Source organism: Streptomyces herbicida, assembly GCF_032656585.1.
GTDB lineage: Bacteria > Actinomycetota > Actinomycetes > Streptomycetales > Streptomycetaceae > Streptomyces > Streptomyces herbicida.
Genome location: NZ_JAUYWJ010000005.1, coordinates 348,454 through 369,893, shown reverse-complemented (window position 1 = coordinate 369,893; position 21,440 = coordinate 348,454). Strand labels below are relative to the sequence as shown.

The following is a 21,440-nucleotide window of genomic DNA, read 5'->3' as shown; positions in this document are numbered from 1 at the left end:
TGCTGTTCCTTGCTCCACGGGTCCGTCACTGCTGCTCCCAGGACCGGAAGGCCCGCAGATGGTCCGGCGTGACGACGACCTCCAGCCGCTCGTCGTCCTGGTGGCCACCGCCGAGTGCGGCCAGCAGCCGCCGGGCGGGTACGTTGCGCGGGGTCCGCTCCGCCGACATCCGGACCTTGGCGCAGCCCAGCACGTCGGCACGGTCGGCGAGCCAGCCCAACAGGCGTTCCTCGACGCCCCGGCCGAGTGCGCGGCAGCTCATCATCCAGGCCAGGAGGTCGAGTTGGTCGCCCTCGGCACGGACGGCGAGCAGGGCGATCTGGCCGTAATCGCCGAACCGGTCGCGGGCCGCCGCCGTCCACACCTCGCCGCGCTCCCGCCACCGGGCGAGATCGCCGCCGTCGGAGGACCGGGCCCGCAGGGTGAACTGGTTGGTGCGACGGACGAGTTGCTCGGCACGCTGCACGTCGTCCTCGGCCAGGGCCCGGATGTCGACCGCCAGCTCCAGCTGGGCCAGGAACTCCTCGAACCCGCCCTGTTCGCGCACCGCGTCCCGCTCCCGCTCCTGCTCGTAGAACCGCGCCCGCAGCGCGTCCTCGGCGGTCGCCGCGGCCGGAACCAGCGGCCACAAACGGTCGAGGAAGCCGTCGAGTTCACCGGCCGGCGGGCAGGTCACGGACAGCACCTGCGGCAGTGCCGCCCGCATCTTGGCGATCTCGGCCGGGTTGTCGTCCAGGAACAGGAAGCTGTCCACCCCGAGGTTGAGCGTGCGTGCCGCGTCCGCGACCCGGGCCGGCTTCGGGCTCCAGGCGGCGGAGAGCACGCTGAAGTGCTCGGCCTTCAGCAGGCTGTCGGGGCGGTCCAGGACGGCCCGCACCGTGGCCTCGTCGTTGTTGCTGACCAGCGCCAGCAGGGCGCCCGCCGCCCGCCACTGGAGCAGCCTGCGCGCCAGCAGGGCACGCGGTCCGGTGAGGTCCACCGCCTCCGGGCCGATCTCCCCGGCGACGCCGCCCCACAGGGTCTCGTCGCCGTCGACGGCGACGACCTTGGGCGCCGGGCGCAGCACGGCCCGTACGACCTCGGCGAGGCGCAGGGCGACGGCCGCCTGGAACTGCGGGGTGAAGGGCAGGTGGGCCAGCCGATCGGTGCGCGCGTCGAAGCGTTCGTCCACCTGGTGGTGGCGGGTCCACTCGTCGGGGCCGAGGACCGCGATGCCGGGCAGCCCGGCCAGGTCGGCGGCGATCCCGCGGTCCCACTCGACGAAGCGTTCCTCTTCGCGGGCGGCAGGCAGGAAGCCGACGACGAGCGGCCTGCGGGTCCGTTCGGACAGAGCCTTCAGCGCGGCCGGGTAGGCGGTGCGCAGCTCGGCGAGGAGCGTGTCGTCCACCGGGCCGAACCGCTCCAGGTCCGCGGCCCGTAGCAGCACCACGCCCACCGCCGTGGCCGGGTCGGCGAGGACGCCGGACGGGTCCTGCAGGCTCGCCAGGACCTGGTGGTACGGGGCCTCCGCGACGGTGACGCCCTCCTCCAGTGCGGCCCCGCACATCAGGGGGAGGTTGCCGAGGGCGAAGGTGGCGGCGAGGGCGAGGGACGGCCGCCGTACTTCGGCGGGCCCTTCCTCACGGGCTGGGGCCGCGACCGCACCGGCCTCCCGCACGACCGCCGTCGCGTCCCGCGCCGTCTCCTCGAGCAGCCGCAGGAACTCCTCTCCCAGCGCGGTGGCGGTCGCCGCGTCCAGGATGTCGAGGTTGTGGTCGAGCCGGACCGTGCCGGCGTCCGGAGTCATGGTGATCATCAGGTCGAGGTCGGTGTATCCGGTCCCCGTGGGCAGCACCTCCAGCCGGTTCAGTCCTCCGGAGAAGCGGACGAAGTTGAAGTACACCTCCACGAGGGGCGCGTTCGCCCGGTGCAGCCCCTGCTTGGCCAGCGTGGCCAGGACGTCCGAGAACATGGCGCCCTTCGCCAGGACCTTCTCCAGCCGGCCGTCGGTCCGGCGCAGCACCTCCTCCACCGTCTCACCCGCCGCGGCCTGCGCCGGGAACGGCACGGGCACGCCGTAGAAGCCCACGGCGCCGAACGCGTCGGCGTGGATGCGGGTGTCGACGGGCACGGCGAGCACGAACCGCTCGCGCTCCCGCTTCCTGGCCAGCAGCACGGTCAGCGTGCCGAGGCAGAAGGCGGCCGGGGTGACGGCCAGACCGCTCGCGGCCGCCGAGACGCGCTCCATGAGTCCGTCGGGGAGGGTGACGGTGACGCTGCCGGCCCGGTACGAACGGGACTCCGGCCGGTCATGGGTGAGCGTCAGGTCCAGCCGCTCGCTGCCGTGGAAGGCCTCGCGCCACTCGGCGGTGGCCCCTTGGCCGCCTTCCTGGGCCTCGATCAGCAGGTCGATGTCCCGGTTGGTGACGGTGCCGCCGAGCGGGGTGCCGGACAGTTCGGCGTCGATCTCCCCGGCCACGAGCAGCAGGGACTGCAGATCGCTGACCGCGTGGTGCGCGCCGAAGACCAGGATCTGGCCGGCTGCGCCGCCGTCGAGCAGTTCGAACCGCCACAGCGACGGGCTCGCCAGGTCGAACGGCGGCTCCAGCAGCCGGCGCAGCCGGTCGGCCGGATCGGCGTCCGGGTCGGCGGTCCAGCGCAGCAGCGGCTGCGTCAGCTCCCGGTCCACGCGCAGCTGCCGCCCGCCTTCGGGCCCGGTGACGATCGCGGTGCGCAGGGCGGCGTGCCGTGCGGCGAGCCGGTCGATGACGTCCGTGAGGGTCTCGCGGTCGGCCGGCGCGGTGAGGCGTACGGCGAGGCCGACGCCGTGGGCCGCGTCGGGCATGCCCGGCTGGGCGCTGCGCAGGAGCCGCACGACGTCCCTGGTGGCGGGCCGCAGTTCGGTCCCGGGCACTTCCGCCGCCGGGTCCGCCTTCTCCGCGCGCGCTGTCGTCGCCCGGTCGGGCAGGGCCGCGCCCAGGGCGCGGGCGAGGCCGCGGATGTCGGCGGCGGAGAACACGTCGGCGGCCGGGAGTTCGGCCCCGAGGTCGCGGGCGAAGGCGTTGCGCAGCCGGACCAGCATCAGGGAGTCCAGGCCGAGTTCCTTCAGGGCCGTGGTCGCGAACACGTCCACGGCACCGCCGGAGACCTCACCGACCCGGGCCCGTACGTACGCCTCCAGCCACTCGGCGCGGTCGTGCTCCGTGGTGGCGGCGAACACCTTCTTGACGAGGTCGTCGGTGTCGGCGCCGCCCGTGGGGAGGGTGATCAGGTCGCCCAGGATCGGGCGGCTGCGCACCGCGTCCGGGTCGAGCCCGAGCAGTTCCCAGTCGAGGGCGACGGGCGCGAGCTGACGGCGGCCGCTGTTCAGCACCCGCTCGAACAGTTCGCCGCCGTCCTGCGGGGAGAAGGCGATCAGTCCGGAGCGGCTGGTCTCGGCGGCCCGGGTGCCGGACTCGGCGACCATGCCGACGCCGGCCCAGGCGCCCCAGTCGAGGCTCAGCGCCCGCCGGCCGGCGAGGCAGAGGTGATGCGCCCAGGCGTCGAGGAAGGCGTTGGCCGCGGAGTACGGGCTCTGACCGGCCGAGCCGAGGAGTCCGGCCGCCGAGGCGAACAGCACCAGGTTCCGGGCTTCCGGGATCAGCTCGGTGAGCAGGGCGGTGCCCAGCACCTTGGGGGCGAGGACACGCAGGACACGCTCGTCGGTCAGGTTTGCCACGGTGGCGTCGTCGAGGACACCGGCCGCGTGCACGACCGTGGTGACCGGACCTGCTTCGTGTCGTACGGCGTCCAGGGCGGCCGCGAGGCCGGCCCGGTCGGCGACGTCGGCGCGGGGCAGGTGCACGGTGACACCGCGCTCCTCCAGGCCCCGGATCCAGGCGGCGGTGTCGGCGTCGGGCGTGCCCCGGCTCATCAGGGCGAGCCGTCGGGCGCCGCGCCGGACCAGCCGCTCGGCGACGACCCGGCCGAGGCCGCCCAGACCGCCGGTGATCAGGTGCACGCCGTCGGTCCCGGCGTCATCGGCGTCGTCCGGGCGGGTGCGGGCCAGGCGCGGCACGAGACGGCCCGACTCGCGCAGCGCGACCAGCCGTTCGTCGTCCGCGTGCCACAGCTGCGTCCACAGTTCCCCGGCACCGCCCGTGGGCGGCAGGTCGACGAGCGTGGTCGCCAGTTCGGGGTACTCCTGCGCCACGGCGAGTCCGAAGCCCCAGGCCAGCGCCTGCTGGGGGTGCGTCACGCGGCCGCTGTCGCCGGCGGCCTGGCTGCCGCGTACGACCACGAACAGGCGGGGTGTCCGGCCCCTCGGCCGGTCGGCGAGGGTCCGCACCAGATGCAGGGTGCTCAGGCAGCACAGGCGCGCTGCCTCCTCGGCGGTGTCGGCGTCGCCGATCGCCGGGGCGTCGAGCGCGGAGAGCTGGACCACCCGACCGGGCGGCCCGTCCGGGTAGGCCTCGTCCAGCAGTCGGGCCAGCTGGGCCGGATCGGCCGGGTCGAGCACATACCGTCCGGGGCCTTCGGCACCGAACGCCGCACCCCTGCGGGCGATCACGTGCGGCACCAGATCTCCGAGCCTGTCGGCGAGTTCTTCGGCCACTCCGGTCTCGTCGGCGAGGATCAGCCAGCCGCCGCCGTCGGGCGCCTCCTGTGCCTCGGGGCGGGGCTGCCAGCGGGTCTCGAAGAGCGCGCCGTCCAGCGGCGAGAGCGCGGCGAGCCGGAACTCCGAGGCCTCCAGGACGAGTTGGTCGTTCTCGTCCCACAGCCGCAGGTCGAGCGTCGCGGTGTCGCCGTCCACGCCGCGCAGGGCACAGGTCACCCAGGCCGGTGTGGTGCGCAGCCCGGTGAACCGCAGCCGTCCGACCCCGGCGGGCACGAACGCCCGCCCCTGCGGGGCGTTTACGGGGAGCGCGGCCGAGTGGAAGGCGGCGTCGAGCACGGCGGGGTGCAGCAGATGACCGGCGGCGGGCTTGGCGGCGAGCCGGCCGACCGCGGCGGCATCGGTACGGTGGCCCTCCTCCAGGCCCCGGAAGAAGGGGCCGTAGTCGATGCCGAGGGCGGCGAGTCCGGCGTACACGGCCGGTATGTCGACGCGTTCCGCACACCGCTCACGCAGCGCGGGCAGGTCCTCGTCCTGGTCCGCCTCGGTCCCGGCGTTGGCAACCGCGAGCCGGCCGGTGACGTGCCGTTCCCAGCGCTCGCCCTTCGCGGCGGAGGCGACGGTGAAGTCCCGGAAGCCGTTCTCGGCGGCCCGCAGCACGAGTTGGAGCCGTACGGGCCGTTCCTCGTCCAGGCGCAGCGGCTGGACGAACGCGACCTCGGCCAGCCTCACCTCGCCGCCCTCCGTCACCGCGGACGCGGCCTCGAGCGCCATGTCGAGGAAGGCCGCACCGGGCAGCCACACCTCGCCGGTGACCCGGTGGTCGGTCAGATAGGCGAAGCGGGTGTCGCGCAGGTCGATCTCGCTCTGGAAGATGTCCTTGTCCGGCTCGTCGCTGGCCTCGACGTGGGTGCCGAGCAGCGGTGAACCCCCGGTCGCGCCGCCGGAGTGGACCGGGGCGAGCCAGTGCCGTTCGCGGGCGAAGGCGTAGGTGGGCAGGTCCACCCGGCGGCCCCGAGGGAACAGGGCGGCCCAGTCGGGCGAGTGCCCGGCCGTGTACAACTCGCCCACCCTGCCCAGCAGTACGTCCCGGCCGTCCCGCTGCCGGCGCAGCGAACCGACGCCGACCGCGTCGATCCCGGCCTCGGCCGCGACCGCCTCCACCGACGAGGTGAGCGACGGGTGCGGGCTGAGCTCCACGAAGTAGCGGTAGCCGTCGTCCAGCATCCGCCGGACGGTGTCCGCGAAGCGCACGGGCTGCCGGAGATTGGCGAACCAGTACGCGGCGTCCAGCCCGTCCCCGGGCACCGGTTCGGCGAGCACCGACGAGTAGAACGGTGTGGGCGTGCGGGTGCCGCGGACGGCGGAGAAGCGGTCGAGCAGCTCGTCGCGGAGCGGCTCCATCAGCGGGGTGTGCGAGGCGAACGGCGTCGACAGGACGCGCGCGGGGACCTCCCGCTTCTCCAGGCTCCGGCGCAGCTCGGCCAGTGCGTCGGCGTCGCCCGAAACGGCCGTGCCCCGGGCGCTGTTGACGGCCGCGACGAACAACCGGTCCGCATACGGTCCGAGCAGCTTCTCGACGTCCGCGCGGGGCAGTTCCACGGCCAGCATGCCGCCCTGTCCGACCACGGGTACGACCGCCTGGGCGCGCCCCGTCACCACGGCCACGGCCTCGTCCAGCGTCAGGGCGCCGGCGGTGTAGGCGGCGGCGATCTCGCCCAGGCTGTGCCCGACGACCGCGTCCGGTGTGACGCCGAGCTCGCGCCAGGCGGCGGCCAGGGCCGCGTTGACCGCGAACAGAACCGGCTGGAGGTACTCCGTGCGGTCGAGCGGGGAGAACTCCTCCGGTGCGCGCAGCACATTGAGCACGGACCAGCCGACCTGCCGGTGGACGGCCTCGTCGATACGGGTCAGCTCCTCACGGAACGCCTCCGAATCGGCCAGCAGTTCCATGCCCATGCCGGTCCACTGGCCGCCGTGCCCGGCGAACACGAAGGCCACCTTGCCGGTCTGCTCCTCGCGGGGCGGTGTCAGGGGCCTGCGCCCGCTGCTCAGCGCCTTGAGGGAGGAGAGGAGTTCGTCCCGGTCGCCCGCGACGACGGTCGTGCGCCACTCGAAGTGGCTGCGACGGCGGGCCAGGGTGTGGGCCGCGTCCGGCAGCGAGGTGTCGTCGGTGACGTACTGGGCCAGCCGCGCGGCCTGTCCGCGCAGCGCGCTCTCGCCGCGTCCGGACAGCACGAACAGCCTTTTCTCCGGCGGTGTTTCATGCGGGGCCTCGGCCTCGACGGGCGGGGCCTCCTCGACGATCACATGGGCGTTGGTGCCGCTGATCCCGAAGGCGCTGATCCCGGCGCGCCTGACCCGCTCCCCCGTCGACGGCCAGTCCACGGCGTCCTGGAGCAGCCGCAGTCCGCTGCCGTCCCACTCGACGTGCCGGCTGGGCATGTCGGCGTGCAGGGTGCGCGGCAGGGTCCGGTGCCGCAGCGACTGGACCACCTTGATCAGCCCGGCCACGCCCGAAGCCGCCTGCACATGACCGATGTTGGACTTGAGGGAGCCCAGGTACAGCGGGCGGTCCTGGGGGCGGGAGTCGGCGAAGACCTCGGCCAGGGCGTTGGCCTCGATCGGGTCGCCGAGCGTCGTTCCGGTCCCGTGGGCCTCCACGTAGTCGATGTCGGCGGGTTGCAGTCCCGACCGTTCCAGCGCCCGCCGGATCACCTGCTCCTGCGCCGGTCCGTTGGGCGCGGACAGGCCCTGGCTGCGGCCGTCCTGGTTGACGGCCGTACCGCGCAGCACGGCCAGTACCTCGTCCCCGTCGCGCCGGGCGTCGCTCAGTCGCTTCAGTACGAGCATGCCGACGCCCTCGGCCCAGATCGCGCCGTCGGCGTCGTCGGAGAAGGAGCGGCAGCGGCCGGTCGGGGAGAGTCCGCGCAGTCGGCTGAACTCCACGAAGGTCTGGGGTGTGACCATCAGGGTCACTCCGCCGGCCAGCGCGAGATCGCACTCTCCGGTCCGCAGCGCCTGTGCCGCGAGGTGGGTGGCCACCAGGGAGGAGGAGCACGCCGTGTCGACGGTCATCGCCGGGCCGTGCAGGCCGAGGGCGTAGGCGAGGCGGCCCGAGGCCACGCTCAGCGCCGAGCCGGTGCCGACGTATCCGTCCAGCTGGTCGAGCCGCGAGCCGGACAGATAGTCGCTGCCGAACATGCCGACGTACACACCGGTGGTGCTGCCCGCCAGTGCGGCGGGCACGATCCCGGCGCGCTCCAGCGCCTCCCAGGACGTCTCCAGGAGCAGCCGCTGCTGCGGGTCCATGGCGGCGGCCTCCTTCGGGGTGATGCCGAAGAAGCCCGGGTCGAAGGACTCGATGTCCTCCAGGAAGCCGCCCTCGCGGGCGTATGTCTTGCCGAGGGCGTCCGGATCGGGGTCGTACAGCGACTCCACGTCCCAGCGCCCCGCCGGGAACGGGCCGACGGCGTCACGGCCGTCCGCGACCAGGCGCCACAGTCCCTCCGGGTCGCTCACCCCGCCCGGCAGCCGGCAGGCCATGGAGACCACGGCGATCGGCTCGTCCGTCGCCGGGGTGCCGAGGCGTGCCGGGGCGGACGCGGTCCGCCGGGCGGCACGGTCGCCGTCCGTGACGAGGACGTTGTCCAGCAGATGGGCGGCCAGCCGGTCTGCGGTGGGGTGGTCGAACAGCAGGGTCGCGGGGAGCCGGGCGCCGATACGGGTGCCGATGCGGTTGCGGAGTTCGACCGCGGTCACCGAGTCCATGCCGAGATCGCGCAGCGGCTGGTCGGGGCGGACGGACTCCGCCGAGCGCAGGCCGAGGGCGCGGGAGACCTCGTCGCGGACCAGGGCCAGGACGCGTTCGGCGCGTTCCGCCTCCGGCAGCCGGGCCAGGCGGCCGGCCAGGCCGTCGCCGGTGTGCCGGTCGGTGCGGGGCGCGGGCAGCAGCGAGCGCCACAGAGCGGACCCGTCGGTGTGCTCGCGCAGCCGGGGCAGGTCCAGGACCCAGGCGACCAGGTGCGGCGCGTTCCGCCGCAGGGACAGCTCGACCAGGTCGCGGCCCTGGTCGGGGGTCAGGGCGCGATGGCCGAGGCGCGCCATCCGGTCCAGGTCGGCGTGTGCGGCGGCGAGGCCGTCGCCGGCCCATGCGCCGAACGAGACGGAAACGCCGGGCAGGCCCGAGGAGCGCCGGTGGTGGGCGAGTTGGTCCAGGAAGGCGTTGGCCGCCGCGTAGTTGCCCTGGCCCGGGTTGCCGACGACGCCGGCGGCCGAGGAGACCAGGAGGAACAGGTCGAGGGGCGCGCCCGCGGTGAGCCGGTGCAGATGGGCGGCGCCGTCGGCCTTCGGGCTCAGCACCCGTGCGAGCCGCTCGGGCGTCAGCTCGGCGACCACCCCGTCGTCCAGGACACCGGCGCAGTGCACGACGCCCCGCAGCGGCGTCTCCTCGCCGATCCCGGCGAGTACGCGGGCCACGGCCGACGCGTCCGCCACGTCGCACGCCGCCACCTCGACCTCGGCGCCCAGCGCGGCCAGTTCGGCGGTGACCTCGGCGGTGCGGGGACCGTCGGGTCCCTGACGTGAGGTCAGGAGCAGTCGGGAAACGCCGTGTTCGGCGAGGAGGCGGGCGATGTGCCGGCCGACGGCTCCCAGCCCGCCGGTGATCAGCACGGTGCCGTCGGTGGGGACCGGGGTGGGGGTGCCGGCCAGATCCAGCACCACGGGGCGGTCGGAGACGGCTCGGTGGCGGATCGCCTCGCGGGCGTCGGTGACATGGAAGACACGTGGGTGTTCGGCTGCCGCGACCGCGGCAGTGAACGGTACTTCGTCCGCGACCACCATGACCCGCGTCGCATCGGTGACCGCCTCGGAGCCCGGCGCGGTGCCGGCCCCGGCGACCACCCGCACGCCGGGAAGGAATCCCTCGACGTCGGCCGCGACCTCGCTCAGCACACCGGCGCACACGACGGATGTCGCTCCGGGGACCGGAAGCGCGAGGGCGTGCACCTGGATCCGCACCTGGCCGGGCCCCAGCGGCAGCGGCTCGGCGGGGCGCAGCGTCGGCTCGTCGGCGAGGGCCAGCTCGTAGTGGTCTCCCACCGGCAGGCGCAAGGTGTCCGCGGGGCGGGCGCGCACCAGCCTCGGGACGAGCAACGTGCCCGCGCGGAGGGCGAGTTCGGGTTCGTCGGGAAGACCCCCGGCGGCGAGCAAGGCAGCCGCCAGGGCCGCGTGGTCGAGATCGCCGAGGTCGTCGAGGTCGAGCAGGGTCAGCCCGAGGTCCGGGTGCTCGGCGCGGGAACTGCGCGCCAGGCCCCACAGCACCGACTGGGCGAAGCCCGTCACCCGGTCGTCGTCGGCCGCGGCGACCGCGCCGCGGGTCACCCAGACGGTCCGGGACGGGGCCTCCTCCCCGGGCAGCGCGATCAGAGCCTGCAGCTCCTCCAGTGCCGCGGCCGCCAACTCCTGTGCCATGGCAGCCGGTTCGGTGTCCTCGGCCGGACGCGGCCAGATGCGTACGACGACATCGGCACCTGTGCCGCGCACCTCGGCCCCCGCCGCGCCGAGGCCCTGCCGGGCGGCCGCGACCTGTGGATCGGACCGGTCGCCGACGACCGACCACGCGGTGCGCGGTGCGGCGGAGGGCTCCTCGGGCAGGGCCGTCCACGCGACCTCGTACAGATGCCGTCCGTTCTCGGAGCCGCCGCCCAGGTCGGCCGGGTCGGCCGCCCGCAGCCGTACGGTTTCGAGGCGTCCGGCCGGGAGTCCGTCGGCGTCCCACAGCGTCACGTCCAGCGTGAGGTCCGTGGCGGAGCCGCCCGTGCGCCGTACGGACGCGGTCAGGTCGGCGGCGCCGCCGGGCGGCAGCACGCAGCGGCCCACGGCGACCGGGAGGAACACCCGCCCGCCGTCCGCGTCGAAGGCCGCGGCGACCTGGAGGGCGGCGTCCAGCAGCGCTGGGTGGACCGGGTAGGGGTCGGCCACGTCACGGGCGACGGACGGCAGCGAAAGGCGCGCCAGCAGGGCGCCGTCCTCGGTCGCGACCACCGACCGCACGCCCTGGAAGGCGGGACCGTAGCCGAGCCCGAGCGCGCCCAGCCGCTCGTAGGTCTTCGCGGTCCAGACCTCGGCGGCCGTGTCCGGCCACACCGGCGGCTGCCCGGGCGGCACGGGGGCGGATTCGGCCGCGGACGCGGTGGCGTGCAGGGTCCAGCCGGTGGCGTCCTGGCCGCGCGGGCGGCTGTGCACGGTGATCTCCGGTACGGGACCGGCGGTGACCACCTCGACGGACACCTCGACCGTGTGGGAGTCCGGCAGTACCAGCGGGCTGAGCAGAAGCAGGGCGGTGATGTCGGCCGGGGTGTCCGGGCGGGCCACGGCGAGGGCGGCGCGGCACAGCTCCGCCAGGGTCGTGCCGGAGACCACGGTCCGGCCGAACACGGCGTGGTCGGGCAGCCAGTCGGCGGTGGCCGGGGACCACTCGTTGCGGAAGGTCCAGCGCGTCTCGTCGGCCGACTGGAGCTGGATGCCGAGCAACGGGTGCGCGGCACGGTCGAACAGGCCGGGCCCGCCCGTGCCGGTCTCGGGCTCGATCCAGTGGCGCTGCGAATCCCAGGCGTACGTCGGCAGGTCCACGGGCGCCGTGTCGGCGACCAGACGGCGCCAGTCGATCCGCCGTCCGTGGACATGGAGTTCGGCGGCGGCCCGGTCCAGGCACTCCGAGGCGTCCTCGTCGCGGCGCAGCGAGCCGACGGCGAGCAGGTCGTGGCCGCAGTCCTCGCCGACGGTGCGCAGGGCGGTGAGCAGGGAGGGGTGCGGGCTGAGCTCGACGAAGTGGCGGTAGCCGTCGGCGGCCATGCGCTCCACGGTGGCGGCGAAGCGCACGGTCTCCCGGAGGTTGGTGTACCAGTAGTCGGCTTCCAGTTCCTCGGTGACGGGCTCACCGGTGACGGTGGAGTACCAGGCGACGGACGCCGGGCAGCTGATGACGCCGTCGAGTTCGTCGAGGATCGTCGCGCGGACCGGTTCGACCTGGGCGCTGTGGGAGGCGTAGTCGACCTCCAGGCGGCGGACGAAGACCTGTTGGGCTTCGAGGCCGGCGAGGAAGGTTTCCAGGGGCGCCACGTCGCCGGCGATCACCGTGGACCGGCCGCTGTTGACGGCCGCGACGCTCACGCCTTCGGGCAGCCGTGTCTCGACCTCGGTGTGGGGCAGCGCCACGACGGCCATGGTGCCGGTGCCGGACAGCTCGGTCAGGGCCTGGCTGCGCAGGGCGACCACGGCGGCGGCGTCGTTGAGGCTGAGCGCGCCCGCGACACAGGCCGCGGCGACCTCGCCCTGGCTGTGTCCGATCACGGCGTCGGGCCGGATGCCCCGGGCCCGCCACACGCCGGCCAGCGACACCATCACGGCGAACAGCACCGGCTGGACCACGTCCACCCGGTCCAGGGACGGCGCGCCCGCGGCACCGCGCAGCACCGACGTCACCGACCACTCGGTGAAGGGGCGCAGGGCGGCGTCGCAGCGGTCGAGTTCGTCGGCGAACACCGGGTCCCGGTCGAGCAGGTCGCGGGCCATGCCGGTCCACTGGGCGCCCTGACCGGGGAAGACGAAGGCCACCTTGCCCGCGGGCCGGGTCTGCTCGGGTCCGACGGTCGGGTCGGGCTCGGGCCGGCCTTCGGCCAGTGAGCGCAGGGCGGTGAGCAACTCGTCGCGGTGGCCCGCCCGGACGACGGCTCGGTGGTCGAAGTGGGTGCGATGGTGGGTGAGCGTCGCGGCCACGGCGGGCAGGGGCAGTTGCGGCCGGGCTTCCAGTGCTTCGAGGAGGCGGGCGGCCTGTCCGCGGAGGGCGGGAAGGCCGCGGGCGGAGAGCGGGAAGAGGCCGGTGGCGGGCAGTTCGCGGCCCAGGGGGCCCGTGCCGGACCCGGAGCTTTCCCGGGCCGGCTCCTCGGGCGCCTCCTCCAGCACCACGTGGGCGTTGGTGCCGCTGATGCCGAAGGCGCTCACCCCGGCGCGCCGCGCCCGGCCGGGCTCGCGCGGCCATGCCTGGGCGTCGCCGAGCACGCGCAGGCCGCTGTCCGTCCAGTCGATGTGCCCGGTGAGGTTCTCGGCGTGCAGCGAGGCCGGAATCCGTTCGTGGCCGAGGGCCAGCACCGTCTTGATGACGCCGCCGATGCCCGCCGCGGCCTGGGTGTGACCGATGTTGGACTTGAGGGAACCCACGCCGAGCGGCCGGTCGGCGGGGCGGCCCGGCCCGAACACATTGGCCAGCGCCCGGCCCTCGATCGGGTCGCCCAGACGGGTGCCGGTGCCGTGCGCCTCGACGTAGTCCAGGTCGTGCGGCGTCAGCCCGGCGGCGTCCAGCGCGGCGCGCAGCACCCGCTCCTGGGCGGGGCCGTTGGGCGCGCTCAGGCCCTGGCTGCGGCCGTCCTGGTTGATCGCCGAGCCCTTGACCACGGCCAGCACGCGGTCGCCGTCCCGGCGTGCGTCCGCGAGCCGCTTGAGCAGGACCAGCCCGCAGCCCTCGGCCCACACCACACCGTCGGCGTCGGCCGAGAACGGGCTGCACCGCCCGGACGGCGACAGCCCGCGCAGCCTGCTGAACTCGACGTGCCCGCGCGGCGTCACGAGGAGCGTCGCGCCACCGGCGAGCGCCAGGTCGCACTCGCCGCTCGCCAGCGCCCGCGCCGCCAGGTGCAGCGCGACGAGGGAGGACGAGCAGGCGGTGTCGACGGTCACCGCGGGACCCTGGAGGCCGAGGGTGTAGGCGATGCGCCCGGAGGCCACGCTGGCCGCCGAGCCGGTACCGACATGCCCGTCGAGCTGGCCGAGCGAGGCCGCGGCCAGATAGCCGCTGTCGTACAGGCCGATGTAGACGCCGGTGGAGCTGCCGTTCAGCGTGTCCGGGACGATGCCGGCCCGCTCCAGAGTCTCCCAGGCGGTCTGCAGCAGCAGCCGCTGCTGCGGGTCCATGGCCGCGGCCTCGCGCGGGGAGATCCCGAAGAAGGGCGCGTCGAAGCGGTCGATGCCGTCCAGGAATCCGCCGCGGAGGGTGTAGGCCTTTCCGGTGGCCTCCGGGTCGGGGTCGTGTAGCCCGCGGGTGTCCCAACGGCCCGCGGGAACCTCGGAGATGGCGTCCTCGCCCGTGGCCAGCAGCCGCCACAGCGCCTCGGGGTCATCGGCTCCGCCGGGGAAGCGGCAGGCCATGGAGATGATGGCCACGTCGTCGTCCGGGCGGGCGGCGGCGGCCCGGGCCGGCTCGGGGGTCGTCGACGCCGTTGCGCCGGAGGGTGGTTCGAGGACGGCCTCGGCGATCGCCGAGATCGTGGGGTGGTTGAAGACCAGGGACGGTTCCAGGGGCCGGCCGATCCGCTCGGAGAGCTCGGCGGCGAGGGTCACCAACTGGCGTGATCCGATGCCGAATTCGGCGATGGGCCGGTCCGGGTCGACGGCCGGCGGCTCGATCCCGGCCGCCTCGGCGACGGCCGACGCCAGCCAGGCCCGTACGCCCTCGGAGGTCGTCGGGGACGGCTCGGGGGACTGCTTCGGGGACTCGTTCGCAGGCATCTGGGCAGGTGTCCTCGTGAACTCGGGCTCAGGCGGATTCCATACGGCCGCTCGCGCTACGGCGAAGGCGACAGGCGACGGAAAAGGGGGCAGGACTGACCGCCGTACGAGGGACGTACGACGGAACGACGGCGCGGGCGACGGCGGGCGACGGCGGTCGGCTGGGACCGCCGGCGCGAACGGGCGCGCCGGCGGCGGGCGGTGTCAGACCGCGGAGGGCTCGCCGACCACGGCCAGGGTGCCGTCGAGATGGGCCGCGCGGGTGGCGCGGCGCTGGATCTTCCCGCTGGACGTCTTGGGGATGGTGCCGGGCTGGACCAGCACGACGTCACGCACCGACAGGCCGTGGGCCTCGCCGATCGCGCTGCGGATCAGGTCGATGACCTTCTCGGCCTCGCCGACCGCGTCCGGGGACAACTCGGCGACGACGACCGCCTGTTCGCCCTCCGTCCCGCAGTCCACGGAGAACGCGGCGGTGCAGCCCGGCCGCAGCGCCGGGTGGGACAGCTCGGCGGACAGCTCCAGGTCCTGCGGGTAGTGGTTGCGGCCGTCGATGACGATGAGGTCCTTGCGGCGGCCGGTGACGAACAGTTCGCCGTCGCGCAGGAATCCGAGGTCGCCGGTGCGCAGGAAGCGGCGCTCCTGGCCGGTGAGGGCGTCGGGGAGTGCGGCGCGGAACGTCTCACGGGTGGCGAGGGCGTTGCGCCAGTAGCCCTTGGCGACGCTCGCGCCGCCGACCCAGATCTCGCCGACCTCTCCCTCGGGCAGTTCCTCCCGTCGTTCGGGGTCGGCGATCACCACGGTCACACCGGGGCCGGGGCGTCCGCAGCCCACGGCCGAGGCGTCCGCCTCACCTGCGTGCGGCCCGTTCCCGGCGGGTTCCAGCAGCGTGGGCGGGGTGTCCACGGAGCCGCCGGTGACCATGAGGGTGGCCTCGGCGAGGCCGTAGCAGGGGTAGAAGGCCTCGCGGCGGAAGCCGGCCTCGCCGAAGGTCTCGGCGAACCGCCGCAGGGTGGCCGCGCGGACCGGTTCGGCGCCGTTGAAGGCGACCTTCCAGGAGCTGAGGTCGAGGTCGTCGAGCAGGTCCGGGCCGGCGTGCTTGAGGCACAGTTCGTAGGCGAAGTTGGGACCGCCGCTGGTGTGCGGGCGGAAGCGGCTGACGGCCTTCAGCCAGCGCGCGGGCTGCTGCAGGAAGTGCAGCGGCGAGAAGAGGGTGGCGGTGGTGCCGAGGTACATCGTGTTGAGGACCGGGCCCATCAGGCCCATGTCGTGGTAGACGGGCAGCCAGCTGACGATCAGTTCGTGGCCGTACTCCGCGATCGTGTCGGGGGTGTGGCCCATCCGCTCGGTGATGACCCGTTCGTTGTCCAGCAGGTTTCCGTGGGTCACGACCACTCCGCGCGGGGCGGAGGTCGAGCCGGAGGTGTACTGGAGGAACGCGACGGAGTCCGCGGTGAGTTCGGGTTCGCGCCAGGCGGCGGCCGCCTCGTCGGGGATGTCCTCGGTGGCGATGCGGGCGATGCCGTCCAGTTCGGGCAGGTGTTCCGCCATGGTGTCCAGGGCGGCGATCACCTCGCGGCCGCCGAGGATGACCTTGGCGTCCGCGTCGGCTATCAGGCGCTTCATACGGGTCAGGGCACGGTGGTTCTGCGCCCGGCCCTGCGGGGGCACGCCCGGCACGGCGGCCACACCGGCCGAGAGACAGCCCAGGTAGCCGCAGATGAACTCCAGGCCGGGGGGGTGGAGAAGCATGGCGCGGGACCCGGCGAGTCCGCGCTCCTGCAGCCAGGCGGCGATCGCTCGCGACCGGTCGGCGAGGCGCCCGTAGCTGAGCTCCTGCGTCTCTCCGTCGCTGTCGCCCGTGACGAGGTAGCGGTAGGCGGTCCGATCAGGGTGGGTCGAGGCGTGCGTGGTCAGTAAATCGACCAGGGAACGTGCCATGTTGACGAGTCTCACCTGTCTGAATTGGTGAGCAGGGAACTGACGTTCGAGGGACGCGTCACGCGTAACCGCACAAGCCCTGACCGACCAGGCCCCCTTGCCGGGTCGTCGGGCTCGGCACCCCCGTCGTTGGAGTCGCAGGTCGAGCGACTCCCGGTGATCCCCGCTTCGGTTTGCTACCGACGAGTAGCACCCTAGCAACTCTCAGCTGATCGAAATGACGGACGCATGTAAATTGCTTGCGTACTCGGGGCTTCGGAGGGCCGACGCCGCGTGACGGCCAGGTGAACGCGACGGCGTGAGAGCGGGATTAAGCCACCTGGCGGATCGCCCGTACGACACCTTCGGGATCGGGCGTGGACACGGCCAGGCGGTCGAAGGGCGCGGACGGCCGCAGATCAACGACCACGACAGGACCGTGCTCGCGCACGGCGACGAAGTCCCGGCCCTCGGGGTGCCGCCACTCGCCCAGACAGAACCGGTCGGGCAGCCACCGGGCGGAGCGCGGCAGGCCGCGCAGTCCGCGCCACCAGTCCGGCTCGACGGTCACCTCGCGGACCGCCGTGAGCGGCAGGCGGACCTCGCGGCGCCGGGCCAGCACGCGCTCGGGTACTCGGGGCTTCGGAGGGCCGACGCCGCGTGACGGCCAGGTGAACGCGACGGCGTGAGAGCGGGATTAAGCCACCTGGCGGATCGCCCGTACGACACCTTCGGGATCGGGCGTGGACACGGCCAGGCGGTCGAAGGGCGCGGACGGCCGCAGATCAACGACCACGACAGGACCGTGCTCGCGCACGGCGACGAAGTCCCGGCCCTCGGGGTGCCGCCACTCGCCCAGACAGAACCGGTCGGGCAGCCACCGGGCGGAGCGCGGCAGGCCGCGCAGTCCGCGCCACCAGTCCGGCTCGACGGTCACCTCGCGGACCGCCGTGAGCGGCAGGCGGACCTCGCGGCGCCGGGCCAGCACGCGCTCGGGCAGGGTGAGACGGAGGACCACGTCCTCCCCGTCGACGACGAGCCGGGCCACCGCGACCACCTCCTCGGCGCATCTGTGCCCATTGTCGACCTGAGATCCGCACGGAAACGCCGTCGATTACCCCAAATGCCCGATCGGTGAATCGGTCCTATCGTGCTGTTATGGAGCACGCACTCAGTCCCGTGACCCTCACAGAGCTACGGCGCCCACGCCCGTATCCCGCGGTGTCCGTGCTGACGCCGACGCATCGCCGAGAGCCTTACAACGCCCAGGATCCGGTCCGGCTGCGCAATGTCGTGGCCGAGGCCAAGAAGCAGCTGGAGTCCGACCCCTCGGTCACCCGGGAGCGGCGCGTCGACGTCGTCGACCAGCTCGACCGGGCCCTGTCCGAGGTGGACCTGGCGCACGCCGAGGACGGCCTGGTGATCTTCGCCGCACCCGGTGAGCACCAGGTGTGGTCGCTCGGCCGGACCGTGCCCGAGCGGGTCGTCCTCTCGGACACCTTCCTCACCCGCAACCTCGTCTCCGCGCAGGCCGCCGAGCGGCCGTTCTGGGTGCTCTCGGTCTCCCCCGACCGCGTCACGCTGTGGAACGGCGGACCTGAACGCGTGACCGAGGACCACTCCGGCGGCTTCCCGCTGACCAGGAGGCGCGAGAACTTCGACGCCGAGCGCCAGGAACAGATCGGCGACATCCCGAGCACGTTCCGCGACGAGGACACCCGTCACTTCCTGCGCGATGCGGACACGGCGCTGACGGCCGTGCTGCGCACCGACCCGAGGCCGCTGTACGTCACCGGCGAGCAGGCGGCCCTGTCCGCACTGGACGAGGTGGGCACCGCCATCAGGGAAGCCGTGCACGTCCCGCACGGCGGGCTGGCGAACGGCACCCCCGAGGCGGTGTGGCAGGCCATACGGCCGGTCGTCGCCGCGGAGGCCCGCAGGAACACCGACGCCGTGTCCCGGGAGCTGTCCACCGCCCGGGGGCGCAAGGAGTTCGCCGCGGGTGTCGACGAGGTCTGGCAGAGCGCCCGCGAGGGCCGCATCCGGCTGCTCGCCGTCGAGGAGAACTACCGCATCACCGTCCGTGACGACGGCGACCATCTGGTCCCGGCGGAGAGCGGCGACCTCGACGCCCGCGAGGACATCGTGGACGAGATCGTCGAGCAGTGCCTGGAGACCGGCGCCGATGTCCGCTTCGTACCGGACGGCACCTTGGGCGACGAGAACGGGATCGCGGGAGTACTGCGCTACTGAGGACGCCTTCCCGGCGGGCGTACGCTACGGCGTGATCGCCGGCTGAGAGGGAGTGCGCACGTGGGTGACCTGCTGGGCGTGGCTGTACTGGGTGCCGGACACATGGGGGCCGATCACATACGACGCCTCGAGCACGTGGTGAGCGGAGCCAGGGTCGCCGCGGTCGCCGACCCCGACGACGGCCGGGCCAAGGAGGCTGCGGCCGGCCTGGACGGGGCCTTGGTGCACACGGACGCGGTGGCCGCGCTGGACGCGCCCGGAGTGCAGGCCGTCCTGATCGCCTCGCCCGGCCCCGCGCACGAGGAGGCACTCCTCGCGGCATTTGCACGCGGACTGCCGGTACTGTGCGAGAAGCCCATGGTGCCGGACTCCACCGGAGCGCTCCGGGTCATGGAGGCGGAGGCAGGGCTCGGGCGGCGGCTGACGCAGATCGGGTTCATGCGCCGCTACGACAGCGAGTACCGCCGTCTCAAGGCTCTGCTGGACGGCGGCACCCTGGGGCGCCCGCTGATGCTGCACTGCACCCACCGCAATGTCTCCTCCCCGCCCGACTTCACCAGCGCCATGCTGGTCAACAGCTCGGTCTCGCACGAGATCGACGCGGCCCGCTGGCTGCTGGGCCAGGAGCTGACCGCCGTGACCGTGCTGCGTCCGGCGTCCTCGCCGGGCGCCCCGAAGGGCCTGGTCGACCCGCAGTTCGTGCTCTTCGAGACGGAGCAGGGCGCCCTGGTGGACGTCGAGGTCTTCGTCAACTGCGGCTTCGGCTACCAGGTGCGGTGCGAGGCCGTGTGCGAGGCGGGCAGCGCCCGGATCGGCGACGAACACACCATGGTCGTGACCGCGCGCGGGAGCGCACGGGAGGAGGTGGCGCAGGACTATCTCGTCCGGTTCGCCGACGCCTACGACCGCGAGGTGCAGGCGTGGGTCGACGCCACCCGGCGGGGAACGGTCACGGGCCCCAGTGTCTGGGACGGATACGCGGCCTCCGTGGTCGCCGAGGCGGGGGTCCGGGCGCTGGAGAGCGGCCGCCGGGCGGTCGTCGAGCTCGCGCCGCGCCCGGACCTGTACGCGCGGCTCAGCCGCTGATGCTCGGCGCGCCGGTCTCCAGGTGCCCGGTGAACCGGCGCGACCAGGTCGTGTCGGAGTCGACGGTGACCGTGAAGTCGTACCAGCCCTGCTGGTGGGCGACCGCGTTGAACCAGTCCTCCGTCGACGCACCCGCGGCGACCGTGTACGTCCACGGTCCGTCGCCGCGGTAGTGGTTCGAAGTGATCGTGAACCGCACCGACGACGAACCCGAGTTGGTCATCCTGAAGTAGACGGCGAGCTTACCGGTGCCGGGCTCCACGGCGTAACGCGTCCTCACCTCCGCCGACTTGCCCGCCTTCGTCGCGTCGCCCTGGAAACGGCGCAGGAAACGGTTGGGGCCGACCATGGTGATGTCGTACTTGCCGCCGCCGTAGGCGAGCCCGATGTTGAAGTAGTCGGAGGCGGTGCCGCCCGGGTCGACCGTGTACTGCCAGGGCGTGGTGTCGCGGTAGGCGTTCGGATGGATGGAGAAGTGGGCCGCCCGTGCCGCCGGGGCGCCCTGGTTGGTCATGGTGAACCAGGCGAGGATCTGGCCGGTGGACCCGAACTCCAGGTGGTCCAGGTATCCGTTCGGCTGGTACGGCAGCGCGCGGGCCGGGCGGGTTCCGGGCTCCTGGGCGGGCAGGGCGTTGTCCGTCGGCACGGGGTTGGGCAGCGGGCCGCAGGTGTTGATGCCGAGGACGCTGGTCGCGGGCAGGGTCACCGGGCCGTGGACCGGGTTGGCGAAGTCGAAGACGCCGGTCAGGTCGCCGCTGACCTTTCGCCGCCAGGCACTGATGTTGGGGCAGTTGGCGGGCTTGCCGATGGCCGTGGTCCAGGTCTCCAGAAAGCGCAGCACCGAGGTGTGCTCGAAGACCTCGGAGGAGACCCAGCCGCCGCGCGTCCAGGGCGAGACGACGAGCATCGGGACGCGGAAGCCGAAGCCGTACGGCACGCCGTTCAGGAACTCGCCGGCCGTTCCGGCGGGCGGGGCGGGCGGCGGGACATGGTCGAAGAAGCCGTCGTTCTCGTCGTAGTTGAGGAACAGGACGGTCGAGTCGAAGACGTCACGGTCCGCCGCCAGGGCCTGGTAGACGAGGTTCACGAAGTGGGCGCCGTCGCCGGGCGGGGCGTACGGGTGCTCGGAGAAGGCCTGGTTGGGGACGATCCAGGAGACCTGCGGGAGCGTGCCGGCGAGGACGTCGGCCTTGATCGCGGCGGCGATGTCGTCCGGGGTCGAACCGGTCACCTTCGGGACGGAGGACATGCCCCGGTCGTAGAGGGGGTCGCCGGCCTTGGCGTTGGCGAAGTTCTTGAAGTAGGCGCAGCCGTTGTCCCCGTAGTTGTCCTGGGCGTTCTGGTAGACCTTCCAGGTCACCCCGGCGGCCTGCAGCGCTTCGGCGTAGTTCTGCCAGGTCAGGCCCGACTCGTCGCCGCCGTCGTAGCTGGAGGAGTCGACCTTGCCGCTCCACAGGTAGGTGCGGTTGGGGCCGGTGGCGCTGAGCGTGGAGCAGAAGTAGGCGTCGCAGATGGTGTAGCTGTCGGCGAGCGCGTAGTGGAACGGGATGTCGGAGCGGTCCAGATAGCCCAGGGAGCGGACGTTGCCCACACCCAGGACCCAGTTGTCGAGGCGGCCCTTGTTCCAGGCGGAGTGCTGCGAGGACCAGGAGTGCGGAAGATCGCCGTTGCACTGGGCGAGGGTCTCGCCGTCCTTGCCCCCCGCAGGCGGGGTCGCGCTGAGCTTCCAGGGGTACTGCCGGCCCAGCCCGTTCGGCTGGTTGAAGACCGAGCGGCCGCCGCTCAGCATGATGCCGCTGCGGTCGTCGAAGCCGCGGACGCCCTTGAGGCGCCCGAAGTAGTGGTCGAAGCTGCGGTTCTCCTGCATGAGGATCACCACGTGCTTCACGTCCTTGATCGTGCCGGTCGCCGCGCTCTGGGCCGCGGCCGCCGTACTCGTACCGGCGCCCACCGCCATGCCCGCCGCCACGGAAGCGCCGAGCCCAACGAAGCCTCTTCGGCTGATCGGTGTCATTCGCCCCGTCCTCGTCACAGGGGTGCC

At 73.5% G+C, this 21,440-nt stretch carries 7 protein-coding genes; 2 read left to right on the top strand and 5 right to left on the bottom strand.

Annotation, left to right across the window (positions count from 1 at the left end):
* Positions 1-25 precede the first annotated feature (25 nt).
* The 4 genes from Q8A52_RS13885 to Q8A52_RS13870 form a co-directional block, all read right to left on the bottom strand.
* Positions 26-14,140 carry an SDR family NAD(P)-dependent oxidoreductase gene (locus Q8A52_RS13885; protein ID WP_316751633.1) on the bottom strand — a complete coding sequence of 4,705 codons (14,115 nt, stop codon included), beginning with the start codon at positions 14,138-14,140 and terminating at the stop codon, positions 26-28.
* A 204-nt stretch (positions 14,141-14,344) separates the two neighbouring features.
* Complete coding sequence (locus Q8A52_RS13880) at positions 14,345-16,081, bottom strand: fatty acyl-AMP ligase (RefSeq protein WP_316751631.1); 1,737 nt, start codon at positions 16,079-16,081, stop codon at positions 14,345-14,347.
* A 310-nt stretch (positions 16,082-16,391) separates the two neighbouring features.
* Complete coding sequence (locus tag Q8A52_RS13875; RefSeq protein WP_316751629.1) at positions 16,392-16,682, bottom strand: hypothetical protein; 291 nt, start codon at positions 16,680-16,682, stop codon at positions 16,392-16,394.
* 75 nt (positions 16,683-16,757) lie between these two features.
* The gene (locus Q8A52_RS13870; RefSeq protein ID WP_316751627.1) at positions 16,758-17,108 is read right to left on the bottom strand and encodes a hypothetical protein; all 351 of its coding nucleotides are present in this window, start codon (positions 17,106-17,108) and stop codon (positions 16,758-16,760) included.
* 110 nt (positions 17,109-17,218) lie between these two features.
* On the opposite strand from Q8A52_RS13870, the gene Q8A52_RS13865 reads away from it, so the two are divergent.
* Both Q8A52_RS13865 and Q8A52_RS13860 read left to right on the top strand, forming a co-directional pair.
* Positions 17,219-18,313: a baeRF3 domain-containing protein gene (locus Q8A52_RS13865; RefSeq protein ID WP_316751625.1), complete on the top strand. Its 1,095-nt coding sequence runs from the start codon at positions 17,219-17,221 to the stop codon at positions 18,311-18,313.
* A 60-nt stretch (positions 18,314-18,373) separates the two neighbouring features.
* The gene (locus Q8A52_RS13860) at positions 18,374-19,399 is read left to right on the top strand and encodes a Gfo/Idh/MocA family protein (protein WP_316751623.1); all 1,026 of its coding nucleotides are present in this window, start codon (positions 18,374-18,376) and stop codon (positions 19,397-19,399) included.
* Here the strand turns inward: Q8A52_RS13860 and Q8A52_RS13855 are convergent.
* Complete coding sequence (locus Q8A52_RS13855) at positions 19,389-21,413, bottom strand: phosphocholine-specific phospholipase C (protein WP_316751622.1); 2,025 nt, start codon at positions 21,411-21,413, stop codon at positions 19,389-19,391. The two genes, Q8A52_RS13860 and Q8A52_RS13855, sit on opposite strands and share 11 nt — an antisense overlap.
* Positions 21,414-21,440 lie beyond the last annotated feature (27 nt).